Annotated in this window: 14 protein-coding genes; 8 read left to right on the top strand and 6 right to left on the bottom strand. The window is 62.1% G+C overall.

Going from position 1 to position 14,575, the window contains the following annotated elements:
• Positions 1-55: 55 nt before the first annotated feature.
• Positions 56-1,183: an ATP-dependent RecD-like DNA helicase gene (locus NXC14_RS14405; RefSeq protein ID WP_085778716.1), complete on the top strand. Its 1,128-nt coding sequence runs from the start codon at positions 56-58 to the stop codon at positions 1,181-1,183.
• A gap of 95 nt (positions 1,184-1,278) precedes the next feature.
• On the opposite strand, the gene NXC14_RS14400 is transcribed toward NXC14_RS14405, so the two are convergent.
• Positions 1,279-1,971 carry a MerR family transcriptional regulator gene (locus NXC14_RS14400; protein WP_085778715.1) on the bottom strand — a complete coding sequence of 231 codons (693 nt, stop codon included), beginning with the start codon at positions 1,969-1,971 and terminating at the stop codon, positions 1,279-1,281.
• A 431-nt stretch (positions 1,972-2,402) separates the two neighbouring features.
• Here NXC14_RS14400 and NXC14_RS14395 point away from each other — a divergent pair, with 431 nt between their 5' ends.
• A complete protein-coding gene (locus NXC14_RS14395; protein ID WP_085778714.1) occupies positions 2,403-3,155 on the top strand; it encodes a pyridoxine 5'-phosphate synthase in 753 nt (250 codons plus the stop codon).
• Positions 3,156-3,559: 404 nt separating this feature from the next.
• On the opposite strand, the gene NXC14_RS14390 is transcribed toward NXC14_RS14395, so the two are convergent.
• On the bottom strand, positions 3,560-4,468 hold the full coding sequence (locus NXC14_RS14390) for an SDR family oxidoreductase (protein WP_085778713.1): 909 nt from the start codon (positions 4,466-4,468) through the stop codon (positions 3,560-3,562).
• Between the two features lie 125 nt (positions 4,469-4,593).
• Here NXC14_RS14390 and NXC14_RS14385 point away from each other — a divergent pair, with 125 nt between their 5' ends.
• Entirely contained in the window at positions 4,594-5,010 is a 417-nt protein-coding gene (locus NXC14_RS14385) for a helix-turn-helix domain-containing protein (protein WP_085778712.1), read from the top strand.
• On the opposite strand, the gene NXC14_RS14380 is transcribed toward NXC14_RS14385, so the two are convergent.
• From NXC14_RS14380 to NXC14_RS14365, 4 genes are all read right to left on the bottom strand, one after another.
• Positions 5,007-6,221, bottom strand: a complete 1,215-nt coding sequence (locus tag NXC14_RS14380; RefSeq protein WP_085778711.1) for an MFS transporter — start codon at positions 6,219-6,221, stop codon at positions 5,007-5,009. The two genes, NXC14_RS14385 and NXC14_RS14380, sit on opposite strands and share 4 nt — an antisense overlap.
• A 109-nt stretch (positions 6,222-6,330) precedes the next feature.
• Complete coding sequence (locus tag NXC14_RS14375; protein WP_085778710.1) at positions 6,331-6,954, bottom strand: TetR/AcrR family transcriptional regulator; 624 nt, start codon at positions 6,952-6,954, stop codon at positions 6,331-6,333.
• A gap of 70 nt (positions 6,955-7,024) precedes the next feature.
• A complete protein-coding gene (locus NXC14_RS14370) occupies positions 7,025-7,942 on the bottom strand; it encodes a helix-turn-helix domain-containing GNAT family N-acetyltransferase (RefSeq protein WP_085778709.1) in 918 nt (305 codons plus the stop codon).
• 236 nt (positions 7,943-8,178) lie between these two features.
• Entirely contained in the window at positions 8,179-8,898 is a 720-nt protein-coding gene (locus tag NXC14_RS14365) for an aspartate/glutamate racemase family protein (RefSeq protein ID WP_085778708.1), read from the bottom strand.
• Between the two features lie 154 nt (positions 8,899-9,052).
• Between NXC14_RS14365 and NXC14_RS14360 the strand changes: the two genes are divergently transcribed.
• The 5 genes from NXC14_RS14360 (at position 9,053) to NXC14_RS14340 (ending at position 14,534) form a co-directional block, all read left to right on the top strand.
• Positions 9,053-9,517 carry an Lrp/AsnC family transcriptional regulator gene (locus tag NXC14_RS14360; protein WP_085778707.1) on the top strand — a complete coding sequence of 155 codons (465 nt, stop codon included), beginning with the start codon at positions 9,053-9,055 and terminating at the stop codon, positions 9,515-9,517.
• Positions 9,518-9,689: 172 nt separating this feature from the next.
• Positions 9,690-10,211, top strand: coding sequence for a BA14K family protein (locus tag NXC14_RS14355; RefSeq protein ID WP_085778706.1), 522 nt, complete (start codon positions 9,690-9,692; stop codon positions 10,209-10,211).
• Positions 10,212-10,388: 177 nt separating this feature from the next.
• Positions 10,389-11,654, top strand: a complete 1,266-nt coding sequence (locus NXC14_RS14350) for an NAD(P)/FAD-dependent oxidoreductase (RefSeq protein WP_085778705.1) — start codon at positions 10,389-10,391, stop codon at positions 11,652-11,654.
• A 214-nt stretch (positions 11,655-11,868) separates the two neighbouring features.
• Positions 11,869-13,815: a TetM/TetW/TetO/TetS family tetracycline resistance ribosomal protection protein gene (locus tag NXC14_RS14345; RefSeq protein ID WP_085778704.1), complete on the top strand. Its 1,947-nt coding sequence runs from the start codon at positions 11,869-11,871 to the stop codon at positions 13,813-13,815.
• Between the two features lie 65 nt (positions 13,816-13,880).
• Complete coding sequence (locus NXC14_RS14340; RefSeq protein WP_085778703.1) at positions 13,881-14,534, top strand: LysE family translocator; 654 nt, start codon at positions 13,881-13,883, stop codon at positions 14,532-14,534.
• Positions 14,535-14,575 lie beyond the last annotated feature (41 nt).

Raw genomic sequence — 14,575 nt, 5'->3', positions numbered from 1 at the left:
CCGCGTCAGTTTCCGCCTTGCCTAAGTCAGGCGAATCCTGCCAAGTCGTCTGATCATGCAATTTGCGCCGCAACAAGACGAAGCCCTGAAGGCTGTTTCGAAATGGCTGAACGAAGGGCGCTCGCCGCTCTTTCGCCTGTTCGGCTACGCCGGAACGGGCAAGACGACGCTTGCCCGGCATTTTGCCGAGAATGTCGACGGCGACGTCCTGTTTGCCGCTTTTACCGGCAAAGCCGCGCAGGTGCTGCGTTCGCGCGGCGCCTCCAACGCCAAGACCATCCATTCGCTGATCTATCGCCCGCGCGGCGAGGAGGCGGTCGAAGACGAGGAAACCGGCAAGACCTCGATTGCGCCAATGTTTGCGATCAACCGGCAAAGCCCGGTGGCGAAAGCGGCGCTGATCATCGTCGACGAATGCTCGATGGTGGACGAGGCGCTCGGCAAGGACCTGATGAGCTTCGGCACGCCGATTCTGGTGCTCGGCGATCCCGGCCAGCTGCCGCCGGTTTCGGGCGGCGGCTATTTCACCAACCAGGAGCCGGATTATCTCCTCACGGATATCCACCGGCAGGCGCGCGACAATCCGATCATCAAGCTCGCCATGCAGGTGCGCGAAGGCAACGAGATCATGTATGGCGACTACGGCACGGCCAAGGTGATTTCGAAGAACGAGGTGACGCAGCAACTCGTGCTCGACGCCGACCAGGTGCTTGTCGGAACCAACAGGACGCGGCGGCGCTACAATCAGCGCCTGCGTGAATTGAAGGGTTTTTCCGCCGATTATCCGCAGACCGGCGACAAGCTGGTCTGTCTTCGGAACGATCCTGCCAAGGGCCTGCTCAACGGGTCGCTGTGGCAGGTGATGACCTCGTCCAAGGAAACGACGAAGCCCGGCATCAACCTGCTCGTCCGTCCCGAAGACGACGACATGGACCGCGGGGCGGCTAAGATCAAGCTGCTCAAGCAGGCCTTCGAGGATGTCGAAGGCGAGATCCCCTGGAACACCCGCAAGCGTTACGACGAGTTCGACTATGGTTATGCCCTGACCGTCCACAAGGCGCAGGGCTCGCAATGGAACGAAGTCGTGCTCTTCGACGAGAGCTGGGCCTTTCGCGACACGCGGGAACGCTGGCTGTATACGGCGATCACACGTGCGGCGGAGACGCTGACGATCGTTCGCTGATCCCGATCGGGGCCGGCCCCTCATCTGCGTTCATCGCTGCGAACCGGACAGTTATGGTTGAAAGTGGAAGGAGACAGTGGCGCTCGTCAGGGGAATTAAGCCTGCACGATGCCCAGCAGCACGGCCTTGGCGATCGCCTGGAAGCGGTTGTTGGCGCGGAATTTCAGGATGATTCCGGCCTCGAGATCCCTGGTCTCATCATGCTTCAGATCGAGTGCCCGGGCGATGCGCTGCGTGGAATATCCCTCTGCCATCAGTTCCAGGCAACGCAGTTCCTGCGCGGTCAGGCTGGAACTGTCCTGATTGTCGTTGAGCGGCTGCGTCTCCATGCCGTCGTCGAAATCCAGGAGATCGCCGACCTGCTGGAGCTGGCGGTGCAGCGTCGACATTTCGGCCGTCAACTCGCGCTTGCGCACCTGCAAGACCTCGCGGAACATCGCCTCGGCCGATTCCTGCGAATCGGCGTTGCGAAGCTCGTCCATCAGTTCCTGGATAACTGCAATCGGCATGCCTGTCTCGCGGCAGACGGTGATGACGGCCATGCGCATCACGTCGTCCTGGCCATAAACGCGCATCAGGCCGATGCGATTGGCCGAGATCAATCCCTTTTCTTCGTAGAAATGCAGTGTCCTGTGCGTAACGCCGAATGCGTTGGCCATATCGGCGATAGGCACCGGACCTTCCGGCAGATCCGGCGGCAGCGCGGCCAAAGGCAGGAACCGGTATTTCGACCGGGCCTCCGAAGCGACACCGGCGGCAGCAAACAGGCGTTTGGAACCGTCTGGCATGAACCCTCCTAGGGCAGCTTGTTGCACCTCATGCGGTTTTGCCAGTTGCTTCCCGGTCGCGGCGAGTGGGGTTTCCTCTGAGCGTCTTCTATGGGAAAGAAGCAGTACGCGGCCTACGTTTACGCGACACAATGTCCACGTTATGCGTGAACGATCTTTTTTATAAGTGCTAAAAATAATCTCTTTTAAATGGGATAGCAACGCGACGGCGCGCTCTACAGGTTTTGCGCGAAGGTTCCAGCAAAACACGCGCTGCGCCCGCCGCATCTTCGCAGCCGGCGGGAACCGCTATTCCTGGTACGCCCCTCACTGTTGTGATGCCGATCCATCAATATCGGCGTCGCATTCATCTGCGATTCTCGTTGGCCATCGCCGGGCACTTGGCTTAAAAAGCGTGGCCTCCCGTTTCCGAGACCGATGGATAATCCGCCATGCCAGCCAAGCTCTCCGTGAACCTCAACGCCATCGCCATGCTGCGCAACCGGCGCGATCTGCCCTGGCCGAGCGTCGAAGCCCTCGGGCGCATAGCCCTTGCATCAGGCGCCAGCGGTCTGACGGTCCATCCGCGCCCCGACCAGCGCCATATAAGATTTTCCGACTTACCCGTCATCCGCAACCTGATCGACGACGAATTCCCGAAGGCCGAGTTCAACATCGAGGGTTATCCCACAGAGGAATTCCTCGAACTCTGCGCTGGCGCTGCACCCGAGCAGGTGACGCTGGTGCCCGACGACCCGTCGCAGGCGACCTCCGATCACGGCTGGGACTTCCGCAAACAACAGGCGTTCCTCACCGATGTCGTGGCGCGGCTGAAGAAGATGGGATGCCGGGTCTCGCTCTTTGCCGACGGCGATGGCGATGCGGAAGCGGTCAAGATCGCCAAGGCGGTCGGCGCCGACCGGATCGAACTTTACACCGGCCCCTATGGCGGCTGCTACGACGCGCCGGAGCGGGCAGCCCCGATCCTCGAAGCGCTTGGCCAGACCGCGGATGCAGCCCTGTCGATCGGCCTTGCCGTCAATGCCGGGCATGATCTGACGGTCGCAAACCTGCCTGATCTGGTGAAGCGCATTCCTGATCTTGCCGAAGTTTCCATCGGCCATGGGCTGACCGCCGATGCGCTGGAATATGGCATGGCGGAAACGGTGCGGCGGTTTTGCAGGGCTTGTGGGCAGAAGTTTTGACGATGGCGTCCAGCGATGGTACGGCGGAATCAACTGGTTTTGTCGTCGCATCGGTAGCGCCTGGGGTTACCCCCTCAGTCCTGCCGGACATCTCCCCCACAGGCGGGGAGATCGGCTGGGCGAGATGGCTTCTCCAAACAACTACCCTATAGCTGCCGCGCTACGGTAGCGAGGGAGCGATGGTCTAACCTCCTGCAACTCTCCCCTGTGGGGGAGATGCCGAAGGGCAGAGGGGGTGTCACACGGCACTCCCTCCTCCTCCGTCATTCGTGTCCTCAGGGCTTTACCGCGCGATGTTACAGGCATTTACGCACGGCGCGTCCACGCCGTGCGTAATTTATTCGACGTGGAGCTTTCTCGCTCGCGCTGCATCCCCGAGACGTTGCGCAGGGATGCATATCGGCTCAATGCCCCTCGGCGCTGCCAGCCGCCGTCAGTGCAGCCTTATGCGCCACGAAGAAATCCTTCAGCGGCAGCGGCTGTCTACCCGTTAGTTTGGTGAAGTCTCCGGTCACGATCTCGAATTTGCCGGCGCGGATGTTGGCGTCGGCAGAGACCAGCATGTCGGCGATGAAGCCGGGGAGGCCGGCGCCGCGGATGCCCTGGCCGAGCTGTTCGTCCGTGACGTCGACCACATCGAGCGGCTTGCCGGCGGCTTCGGAGACGGTGGCGGCGACCTGCCGATTGGTCAGAAGTTCAGTGCCGGTCAGCGTGTAGGTGGCGCTTTCGGCGGTGCCGGAGGCAAGGGCTGCGGCGATCGCCAGGGCGCAGTCGTCGCGCGATATCGTCGAGATTTTGCCATCGCCCGTGGCGCTGAACCATTTGCCGCCCTGTAGATTGTGGGGCATGCCATGCAGATAGTTGTCGTGATACCAGGCGTCGCGGATGATCGTGTAGGCGAGGCCGCTCGCCTTGATAGCATTTTCGGTGCCGAGATGGTCGGGTGCGAAAGTGACGAGCGAATCGTCGGGCGCCGGCATCGAGGTGTAGGCGATGTGCTTGACTCCTGCCTTGGCGGCGGCAGCGACGGCGGCCTTGTGCTGGGCCAGACGCTTGCCTGGGGTGTCGAGCGCGTCGGTGCTGATGATCAGCAGCCGGTCGACGCCGGCGAAAGCCTTTTCCAACCCTGCCGCGTCATCGAAATCGGCCTTGCGGGTGACGACGCCCTTGTTTGCGAGCTCTGCGAGCTTCTCGGGGCTGCGCGTTGCCGCGACGATGTTGCCGGGGGCAACCCTGTAGGTTTCGATGAGGTGGTGGATGACACGCTGGCCGAGCTGTCCGGCGGCGCCGGTGACCAGGATGGTTTCGCTCATGGGGTCGTTTCCTTTTGCGTTGGGCGGGGTGGTCTCAAAAAGAGACTAACTCTAGAATAGGAATTGACTTCGCGGTGTAAAGGAGGCAGTTTTTCGGCTCTACGTTACCAAAAGGGAACCAGCAGATGAGCGGCGCGGTCCTCAGTCTGAAGAACAAAATGGCGGGGGCGCGGCGCGAGATCGACCTTGCCGACCTCGATTTTTCCAATTGCCCGGTTCGGGACATGATGCAGCAGATCGGCGGCAAATGGTCGACGCTGCTGCTCGAGGTGCTGGCGGCCGAGCCCCGTCGGTTCGGCGAACTCAGGCGGATGCTGCCCGACATCTCGCAGCGTATGCTGACGCAGACGCTGCGCGATCTGCAGAGGGATGGTTACATCGCCCGCGAGGTCTTCCCGACCAAGCCGCCGAGCGTCGAATATTCTATGACCGATCTCGGCCGCTCGCTCTATCAGCCGCTGTCGCAGCTTCTGAACTGGGCGGAAGCGAATCACGATGCCGTTCGCGCCGCCCGTTCGCGTTTCGATTCCGCAGAGAGCTAAGCTTTGCCGCGGCGGCCTTCCGTCAGGAACAGCAGGAAGGCCAGTGCCGGGAAGGCGAAACCGATCCAGGCCGTCATCGTCCAACCGCCGGTCGCATAGGCCCAGCCGCCGAGCGCCGAGCCGAGCGCGCCGCCGGCAAAGAAGGTGGCCATGAAGAGGCCGTTCAGCCGGCTGCGATGTTCCGGGTTCAGTCCGTAGATGGCGCGCTGGCCGCAGACGAGATTGGTCGTTACTCCGAAATCGAGCATGATCGCCGCCACCGTCAGAAGGATCAGGGCGGTGAGCGAGCCGTCGTCTGCGAAATGACTGATCACGAAGGAAACCATGCCGAGCAGCATGGCGATCGTCGTGGCGATCCTGGTCATGCCGCGGTCGGCAAGCCGGCCGGCGATCGGCGAGGCGACGGCGCCGGCCGCACCTGCCAGCGCGAAGAGGGCAATGCCGTTCTGCGTCAGGCCGAAGGCCGGGCTTGCGAGCAGCAGAGGCGTCGTCGTCCAAAACAAGCTGAAGGCGCCGAACATGCCGGCCTGATAGAGGGCGCGGCGCTGCAGCACGCGCGAGGTCATCGCCAGATGGGCCATGGAGGCGAGCAGTTCGCCATAACGCAGCTTCGTCTTCGGCAGTCGCACTGGCAGGTTGGCGCGCAGGACGATGGCGAGCGCGATCATCAGCCCGGCGGTGAGGTAATAGACGACGTGCCAGGAGGAAGCTTGGGCGACGAAACTTGCGAAGGGCCGCGCCAGCATGATGCCGGCGAGCAGGCCGCTCATGACATTGCCGACGACCTGGCCGCGTGTGGCATCCGGCGCCATGTTTGCGGCAAAGGGTACGAGTACCTGGACGGCGACCGAGGCGAGGCCAATGGAGAGCGAAGCGGTGAGGAACATCGCAGGCGTCGTCGACAGTGCGGCGCCAATCAGTGCCGCGGCAGAGACGGCGATCAGCAGCAGCACCAGGCGGCGGTTTTCCGTGAGATCGCCAAGCGGCACGATCAGCAGCAGGCCGAGTCCGTAGCCGATCTGCGTCAGCGTGACGATCAGGCCGGTGGCGGCGGGCGTGAAACCGAGATCGGCGCTGATCGGGCCGGCAAGCGGCTGGCCGTAATAAAGATTGGCGGCCACCAGCCCGCAGGCGGCGGCGAAAAGGAAGGTGAGCCAGGGGGACAGCGTTCGTGGAATGGCCTTCTCAGGCGTCGTGGCTGAAATGCTCATCGGAAACTCCGGTATCCAAGGATTTGCGAGGATTGAATGCAAAAATGCTGGCTGCGGCCACCCGATCCTTGATCGGATGCCGTTATTTTCGATCGTCTCGCGCCCGACCTCAGGTCACGAGCTTCATCGACGCTTCGGCCGCGGCGAGCATCTCCTGCCTGCCTCGTCCTGTTTTGCCGATGACGCGCAAGCCCTTGGTGAAGCAAAGAAAGGCGAGGGCGGCGGCATCGGGGTCCACGGTCTGCGGAATGGTGCCGTCGGCCTGGCCGAGGCGGATGAGATCGGCCATCAGCTTCTCGTCGGCGGCAAAGGCGGTCGCGACGTTGGCGGCGGCTTCCTCGTCGAGCAGGGAGAAATCGTTGGCACCGCCGACGACCAGGCAGCCTTTGCGGCCGACATCGCCATAGGAGAGCTCGGTATAATACATCACCATCTGGAAGACTTTTTCGCGGCCCGTCTGCACGGACGCGATCATCGCTTCCAGACGCCGGCGGCCGAGCTGGCGGTAGCGCGCAAAGGCGGCAAGAAAGACGCCGCGCTTATCCTTGAACGCCTTGTAGATGCTGCCCGAAGCGAGATCCATCGCCTCGGTCAGATCGCTGATCGAGGTGGCGTGGTAGCCGCGTTCGGAAAAGACCCGCAGGGCCGCATCCAGAGCGGCGTCCATATCGAACTCGCGCGGACGGCCACGACTGCGAGCTTTTCCATCTGAGGTGAGGTTGTCAACGGTCATGATCCCTAATTAGGAAATGTCCGTTTCCAAATCAAGCGAAATTTTTGCGACGCAACAATCGGGGGCGACATCAGAGGGTAAGAACCCAGTTCTGGCCGTTCGCCTCGGGGCCGAACATGCGATGTCTCTCCTCGGAGACAAGTCGGAAGCCTGCTTTGACGTAGATGGCGCGGGCGGCTTCCAGCATGTCGTTGGTCCAGAGGGAAAGCTCGCGGTAGCCCTTCTGCCTGCAAAAGCGGATGCATTCGTCGACCAGCAGCTTGCCGAGCCCGAGACCGCGGGCCGATTTGTCGACATAGAGCAGGCGTAGCTTGGCGACGCCGTCGCCGCCATTGGTGACGAGGACCGAGCCGAGATTGATGCCTCCGCGCGCGGCAATCCAGCAATATTCGAGCGCCGGATCGAAATTGGCGAGGAATTTTCCGGCGACCTCGGCGACCAGCGCCTCGAAGCGCAGGTCCCAGCCATATTCCTCGGCGTAGAAGCGGCCCTGGCTCTGGACGATCCAGCCGATATCGCCGGCGCGATGGGGGCGGAGGATGGCCGGCGCCGGTTTGACGGCCGGATCGAGCAGAGCGCGGATGGTGCCCATAGCCGAGACGACAGCCTCCGGTTCGCCGTCGGCCAGCGTGTCGAAACGGGCTGCAATCTGTGCATTGGCGCGCCGGCCGAGTTCCTCGAACTGCTCTCGTCCCTGATCGGTGACAGTGATGACCTGGCTGCGTAGATCGGCCGGGTCGGGGCTGGTCTCGATCAGTCCCTCGGCGCGGAAACGCTTGAGGATGCGGCTGAGATAGGCCGGGTCGAGATGCAGGTCGCGCACGAGGCCGGCCGCGCTGACGCCGTCATGCGAGCCGATCTCAAACAGGATGCGGGCATCGGTCAGCGTAAACGGCGAGTCGAGATAGGCCTTGTTCAAGAGGCCGAGGAAGTTCGTGTAGAAGCGATTGAAATCGCGCGCGGTTTCGATGAGCGGGATATCGGACATGGCGAAAGGTCTCCAAGTGGAGACACCGAGGTTGCCGACAAAACCCGCGACTTCTCTTTCGTCATGCTCCGGCACCCCCCGAGCATCTGCCGTCAGTCGATAGGCAGCAGATCCTCGGCACAAGGCCGAGGATGACACCGGGTGAGATGAGGCGCGTCAACAACTGACAAAAGTCTCCGTATGAAGACTTTTGTCACGCATTTAATGGACTGAGTCAACTAAATTATCGCTGCGATTCAGGCGGCTTCTTCTTCCGTTTTTTTCTCAGCCCCAAAAGCGAACTCGACTGCCGCGCGCGCATGGATCGTCGTCGTGTCGAAGCCCGGCAGCGGCAGGCGGTCAGGATCGAGGATCAGGCAGATCTCGGTGCAGCCGAGGATGATGCTGTCGGCACCTCTTTCCATGGCGCGGTCGATGATCGCGATCAGCTTTTCGCGTGAACTATTGCGCACCCTGCCGGCGCAGAGCTCGTTGAAGATGATGTCGTGCACGGTGGTGCGGTCGGCAGCATCCGGCACCATAATGTCGAGACCGAGGCTCTTCATGCGGTCGGCGTAAAAACCGTGCTCCATCGTGTAGCGGGTGGCGAGCAGCAGCGGGCGTTTGCGGCCGGCGGCATGCAGCGATTTCGCCGTCTCGTCGATAATATGGATCAGCGGCACGGAGATCTTCTTCGCAACCTCGTCAGCGATCAAATGCATGGTGTTGGTGCAGATGAGGACGCAGCCGGCGCCGCCTACCTGCAGGCGCAGAGCCACATCGGCGAGGCGGCGGGCGGCCATGTCCCAGTCGCCGGCCTTCTGAAGCGCGACGATTTCCTCGAAATTGACCGAATGCAGGATGAGCTCCGCCGAAGCGAGGCCGCCTTTGCGGGCGCGCACCATCTCGTTGACGAGACGATAATAGACCGCCGAACTTTCGAAACTCATGCCGCCGATCAGGCCGATCGTTTCCATCACTTTACGCTCCCATGCTTCAACTTCCAAAATCATGCCGCAATCTCGGCGCGGCGTGTTTGCGTTATTTGTCCTTCACGCTTAATGTGTGCTATAAAATTGCGCGATTTTGAAAAATCGCGCAAAATGAAGGCGCAAGGTTGACTTCACACACATGCTGGACGATCGCGACAGACGTATTCTCGACATGCTGCAGACGGATTCAGGCATATCCGTCACCGACCTCGCGGAGCGCGTGGCGCTTTCCGTCTCAGCTTGTTCGCGGCGCATTCAGCGGCTGGAGGAGACCGGCTATATCGCCAGGCGCATCGTCGTGCTCGACCGCGAAAGGATGGGCGTGCCGACCACGGTCTTCGCGCTGGTCAAGACGGCCCATCATTCGGACGAATGGACGGAGAGTTTTCGCAGAATCATCAGAGATATTCCCGAGATCGTCGAGGCGCACCGGTTGACCGGCAATCACGATTACATCCTCAAGATCGTGCTGCCGCGCGTCGAGCATTACGATGTCATCTATAAGCAGATCGTCCGTAAGCTGGAACTTTTCGATGTGTCGGCTTCGATTTCGATGGAAAAGTTGAAGCATGGGATGGCGATACCCGTGGGTTACGCTCGGTGAACAGCGGTATGCTGAAAAGCAGAGTTGGGTCGCCCGAGGAGCCGTTACCCTGACTTCCATCGATAGGAATTGATTTTTCTCGATACGGAACATTTTTCGATGTATTATGTTCACCTTTGGTTCAGGAGGAGGGGAGGATATTTCCTCCTCTTGAAGGAGGAGGAGAACAATCATGAGAAAGCTGACTGTCGTTACGTTATGCTTGATCATGGGTGCCCCCGGCATCACGCCGGCACAGGCGTTTCCGGCTATCAATCCACCCAGGATCGAAGCGCAGCAGCAAATCGAGCATGTGCGATGGCGCGGCCACGGCGGCCACTGGGGTGGCGGCTATTACGGAGGCGGCTATCACGGCCATCATCACCATGGATCGGATTGGGGCTGGGCCTTAGGCGGTCTGGCCGTCGGCACCATCATCGGCGGCGCCTTGGCGCAGCCCTATTACGGCTCGTACTACGGTTCACCCTACGGCTATTACGGCTCGCCCTACGGCTATTACGGCTCGCCTTACCGCTATTATGGCTCGCCGTACCGCTATGGCGGCTATTATGGCCGGCCCTATCGGGCCTATGCATATGGAGGGGGCAGCAGTCACGTGAGCTGGTGCTACTCCCGGTATCGTTCGTACCGGGCGTATGACAATACCTACCAGCCCTATTATGGCCCCCGTCGTCAGTGCGTCGGTCCCTATTGATTGGCACTGACGCCGTCTGCATTATGAGCTGTTTTCAGGCCGCCCAACTTCTTCCGATCCGTTGGGCGGCCTTCTTCGACTGCGATCGGCGCAGGGGAGACATGCCGAAACGGCGGTTGCAACCTTCGCGGCGAAGGCCACATTGGCTCTAAGCGAAATGACGCAGAAGGGCAGGTCATGGGCGATCATCATGTGGTTGTTGTCGGCGGCGGTTTCGGCGGACTGCAGCTCGTCAACGGGTTGAAGGGCGCAGGGGTGAGGATCACGCTCGTCGACCGGCGCAACCATCATCTCTTCCAGCCGCTGCTCTATCAGGTGGCGACGACCATTCTCTCCACCTCGGAAATCGCCTGGCCGATCCGCCGCCTCTATGCCGACCGGCCCGACGTGACCGTGCTGCTCGGCGAAGTCGCCGATGTCGACAGCGGCGCGAAGACGGTTTCGTTACGCAACGGCATGACTCTCGGATACGACACGCTGGTGCTGGCGACCGGCGCGACACATGCCTATTTCGGTCATGACGAATGGGAGCCGGTAGCGCCCGGTCTGAAGACCCTGGAGGACGCGACGACGATCCGCCGGCGGGTGCTTCTTGCGTTCGAGAAGGCGGAGTTGGAGGCCGATCCGCTCGTGCGCGACGCGCTGCTCACCTTCGCCATTGTCGGCGCTGGGCCGACCGGCGTCGAGCTTGCCGGCATCATAGCCGAACTCGCGCATTTCACGCTGCCAAACGAATTCCGCAACATCGATACGCGCAAGACCCGTGTCGTGCTGGTCGAGGCCGGCCCGCGGGTGCTGCCGACCTTCGCCCAGGAGCTTTCGGCCTATGCCCAGAAGGCGCTGGAGAAACTGGGGGTCGAGATCCTCCTCGGCAAGCCGGTGACGGACTGCGGCGCCGACGGCGTGCAGATCGGCGAGACCTTCATCCCGAGCCGGACGATCGTCTGGGCCGCCGGCGTCACAGCTTCGCCGGCAGCTCGCTGGCTCGGCGTGCCGGCCGACCGGGCAGGGCGTGTGGTCGTCGAAGAGGATCTGAGCGCGCCCGGCCTGCCCGATGTCTTCGTCATCGGCGACACCGCCTCGGTGATGCGCGAGGACGGAAAGCCGGTGCCGGGTATCGCACCCGCAGCAAAGCAGCAGGGCGCTTATGTCGCCAAGGTCATCCGCGCGCGTCTTTCGGGCAAGCCGGCGCCGGCGCCCTTCCGTTACCGGCACCAGGGGAGTCTCGCGACGATCGGCCAGAGTGCGGCGATCATCGATTTCGGCCGGATCAAGCTGAAAGGCTGGATTGCTTGGTGGATTTGGGGCCTCGCCCATATCTACTTCCTGATCGGCACCCGCTCGCGCTTCGCTGTCGCCTGGAGCTGGCTGTGGATCTATCTCAGCGGTCAGCACAGCGCCCGGCTGATCACGCAGCGGGAGACGATGCGAGAGGAGGCGTAGGTTTTCTTCTTTTCGTCAGCTGAAGGACGGCGCGCCCGCAGCGTAAATGCAATACACCCAAGCTTGACATATCTCTGCACCCAGCCTTAGCATCCCGCCCGCGTCTTTCCACCACCTGGGTGTCGCATCCAGCCGTAACAACGGACAGAGGTTCCAATGCGCCAAGCCACTTCTCACGAAAATCACATTCGGATTTCTGAGAAATTGGTGGTTCATGCGCACTTTGAATCTGGGCATCCTCGCCCATGTGGATGCAGGCAAGACTAGCCTTACCGAAAGACTGCTTTTCCACGCCGGCGTCATCGACAAGCTCGGTAGCGTCGATAGCGGCGATACGCAGACGGACAATCTCGAACTCGAGCGGCAACGCGGCATCACGATCAGGGCCGCGGTGGTGTCGTTTAAGATCGGCGACAGGACCGTCAATCTGATCGATACGCCAGGCCATCCCGATTTCATCGCCGAAGTCGAGCGCGTGCTGGGATTGCTGGATGCCGCGGTCGTCGTCGTCTCGGCGGTCGAAGGCGTGCAGGCGCAGACGCGCGTGCTCGTGCGGGCGCTGCGGCGGCTCGGCGTTCCCTTCATCTTCTTCGTCAACAAGGTAGATCGCCTTGGCGCCCGCCATCAAGAGGTGCTGGAGGCGCTTGCCGCGCAGCTCTCGGTCCGGCCGGTCGCCATGTCTTCGGCCGTTAATGCCGGCACCAAGCTCGCCTGGGTCGAGGCGTTGGCAATAGGTCGTGAGCCGCTTTTTTCCGCGCTTTGCGAGGCGCTCGGGGAAAACGACGAGGCATTGCTCGATGACTATGTGCTCGCTCCCGATCGGCTGACGGAGGAAAGGCTCGGGACGTCCCTGGCAGATCAGGTGGCGCGGGGCCTGATACATCCCGTCTTCGCAGGCGCTGCGATGACCGGCGCCGGCATCTCAGCCCTGGCATCGGCCATTGGGACGATCCTGCCCGAGCGGCGCCCCGATCCGGATGGTCCGGTTGCCGGCAAGATTTTCAAGATCGAGCGCGGCTGGGGCGGGGAAAAGCTGTGCTATCTCTCCCTGACTTCGGGCACGATATGGCTGCGGCAATATCTGGATCTGCCGAAAGGCCCGGGGCGGGTGACGGCGATCCAGCTGTTCGAGGATGGCCGGATCCATGGCGCCGAGAGCCTCCGCGCCGGGCAGATAGCACGAGTCAGCGGCCTGGCGGGAGCGCGGATCGGCGACGCAGTGGGCGGCGATCGGTTTTCCGGCGGGCAGGCTCACTTTGCGCCGCCGACACTCGAAACCCGCGTGCTTGCCCGCCGCCCGTCCGACAAGGCGGCGCTCTGGCTGGCGCTGAACCAGATGGCCGAACAGGACCCGTTGATCAATCTGCGCCGGAACGAAGACACCGACGAGGTCTTCGTATCGCTCTATGGTGAGGTACAGAAAGAGGTTGTCCAGTCGACCCTGCTGGCGGATTACGGCATCGAGGCCAGCTTCGAGGAAAGCACAGTCATTCTGGTCGAGAGGCCTGTGGGAATTGGGACCGGTCTGCAGGTTCTTTTCAAGGAGCCCAATCCGTTTCTCGCCACCGTTGGCCTGCGGGTCGAGCCGCGTCCTCCGGGGGCGGGCAACAGCTTTGCGCTCGAAGTGGATGTCGGCCAGATGCCCGCCGCCTTTTACCGGGCGGTCGAGGAAACCGTGTTCGAAACGCTGAAGCAGGGTATGTCAGGCTGGCAGGTCGTCGATTGCCACGTGGCGATGACGGCGGCCCGGCACAGCTCGCCGGCAAGCACTGCCGCAGATTTCCGGCAGCTGACGCCCTGGGTGCTGGCAACGGCGCTTTCGAACGCGCAGACGGTGCTTTGCGAACCGGTCGACCGCTTTCATCTCGAAACGCCGGCGGAGAGCTTGAGCGGTGTGCTCACCTTGCTTGCGAAATCTGCTGCCATGGCGACGGATTCGGTGATCGCCGATGGCGTCGCTCGGCTGGAAGGCACTATCGCATCTCAGATGGTGCGGAGCGTCCGGCAGCAGTTGCCGGGGTTGACGGGCGGGACGGGGGTGATGGAAACCGCTTTCGATGACTATGCGCCGACCGCTGGCCCGCCGCGCTTGCGCCGGCGCTCGGGGCCCGATCCATTCAACCCTGTCGAATATCTGTTGCGCCTGCGCGGGAATGTCTAGGTCGCGCTCGATTGGGGAACATGGCCCTTCCCCGCCTATTATTATCTCAGAGTCCGGAGGCTTCCATGCCCGATATCAATACGTTTCTCACCTTTTATGTTGCCGTTCTGGCCATTCAGCTGTCGCCGGGGCCGGACATGATGCTTGTCATCGGGCGAGGTGTCGGGCAGGGGCGGCGCACCGCTCTTCTGAACGCGGTCGGCATCACGCTCCTTGCCGGGGCGATCCAGATCTTGTTGCTGATCCTGGGCGTAGCCTCGCTGCTTCAAGCCTCGCCGCTTGCTTTCGACATTCTGCGCTGGGCGGGAGCCGTCTATCTGGTCTGGCTGGGCGTCAAGCTGCTTTGCGGAGCGGGGCGGCATGGCGACGGCGCACGGACTGCGGCGCAGTCCGTCTCGACCGCGGCGGCGCTTCGCGAGGGCACGATCAACAATCTGACCAATCCGAAGGCGCTCGTCTTTCTCTTCGCCTTCCTTCCGCAATTCGTGAACCCTGAGAGTTCCTGGCCGGTGGCGGTGCAGCTTCTTGTTCTCGGGGCGGTGACCAAGCTTTCGAACTTCGTCATCCTCGGCGCCGTCGCATTCGGCGCGGGCGCGTTCGGCGGCTGGCTCTCGCGCCGGCCGATGCTGATCGTTTGGCAGGAGCGGTTCGCCGGTATCGTTATGATCCTCCTCGGTCTTCGCCTTGCCTTTTCAGGGGATGCCCGCCCCGTCCGATAACTGCCATCTTCCATAAAAACAGCCGTCGAAGTCGAGCTTTC

The sequence above is a fragment of the Rhizobium sp. NXC14 genome, assembly GCF_002117485.1.
In the GTDB taxonomy this organism is placed as follows: Bacteria; Pseudomonadota; Alphaproteobacteria; order Rhizobiales; family Rhizobiaceae; genus Rhizobium.
The sequence above is the reverse complement of the archived record's forward strand: the minus strand, read 5'-3'. Positions and strand labels throughout refer to the sequence as shown.

Bases quoted from the DNA above. Each gene is read 5' to 3' on its own strand.
- NXC14_RS14355 (WP_085778706.1), top strand. From the start codon at position 9,690: ATGAGAAAGCTGACTGTCGTTACGTTATGCTTGATCATGGGTGCCCCC.
- NXC14_RS14365 (WP_085778708.1), bottom strand. From the start codon at position 8,898: ATGGAAACGATCGGCCTGATCGGCGGCATGAGTTTCGAAAGTTCGGCG.
- NXC14_RS14390 (WP_085778713.1), bottom strand. From the start codon at position 4,468: ATGAGCGAAACCATCCTGGTCACCGGCGCCGCCGGACAGCTCGGCCAG.
- NXC14_RS14340 (WP_085778703.1), top strand. From the start codon at position 13,881: ATGCCCGATATCAATACGTTTCTCACCTTTTATGTTGCCGTTCTGGCC.
- NXC14_RS14375 (WP_085778710.1), bottom strand. From the start codon at position 6,954: ATGACCGTTGACAACCTCACCTCAGATGGAAAAGCTCGCAGTCGTGGC.
- NXC14_RS14350 (WP_085778705.1), top strand. From the start codon at position 10,389: ATGGGCGATCATCATGTGGTTGTTGTCGGCGGCGGTTTCGGCGGACTG.
- NXC14_RS14370 (WP_085778709.1), bottom strand. From the start codon at position 7,942: ATGTCCGATATCCCGCTCATCGAAACCGCGCGCGATTTCAATCGCTTC.
- NXC14_RS14385 (WP_085778712.1), top strand. From the start codon at position 4,594: ATGAGCGGCGCGGTCCTCAGTCTGAAGAACAAAATGGCGGGGGCGCGG.
- NXC14_RS14395 (WP_085778714.1), top strand. From the start codon at position 2,403: ATGCCAGCCAAGCTCTCCGTGAACCTCAACGCCATCGCCATGCTGCGC.
- NXC14_RS14360 (WP_085778707.1), top strand. From the start codon at position 9,053: ATGCTGGACGATCGCGACAGACGTATTCTCGACATGCTGCAGACGGAT.
- NXC14_RS14405 (WP_085778716.1), top strand. From the start codon at position 56: ATGCAATTTGCGCCGCAACAAGACGAAGCCCTGAAGGCTGTTTCGAAA.
- NXC14_RS14345 (WP_085778704.1), top strand. From the start codon at position 11,869: ATGCGCACTTTGAATCTGGGCATCCTCGCCCATGTGGATGCAGGCAAG.
- NXC14_RS14400 (WP_085778715.1), bottom strand. From the start codon at position 1,971: ATGCCAGACGGTTCCAAACGCCTGTTTGCTGCCGCCGGTGTCGCTTCG.
- NXC14_RS14380 (WP_085778711.1), bottom strand. From the start codon at position 6,221: ATGAGCATTTCAGCCACGACGCCTGAGAAGGCCATTCCACGAACGCTG.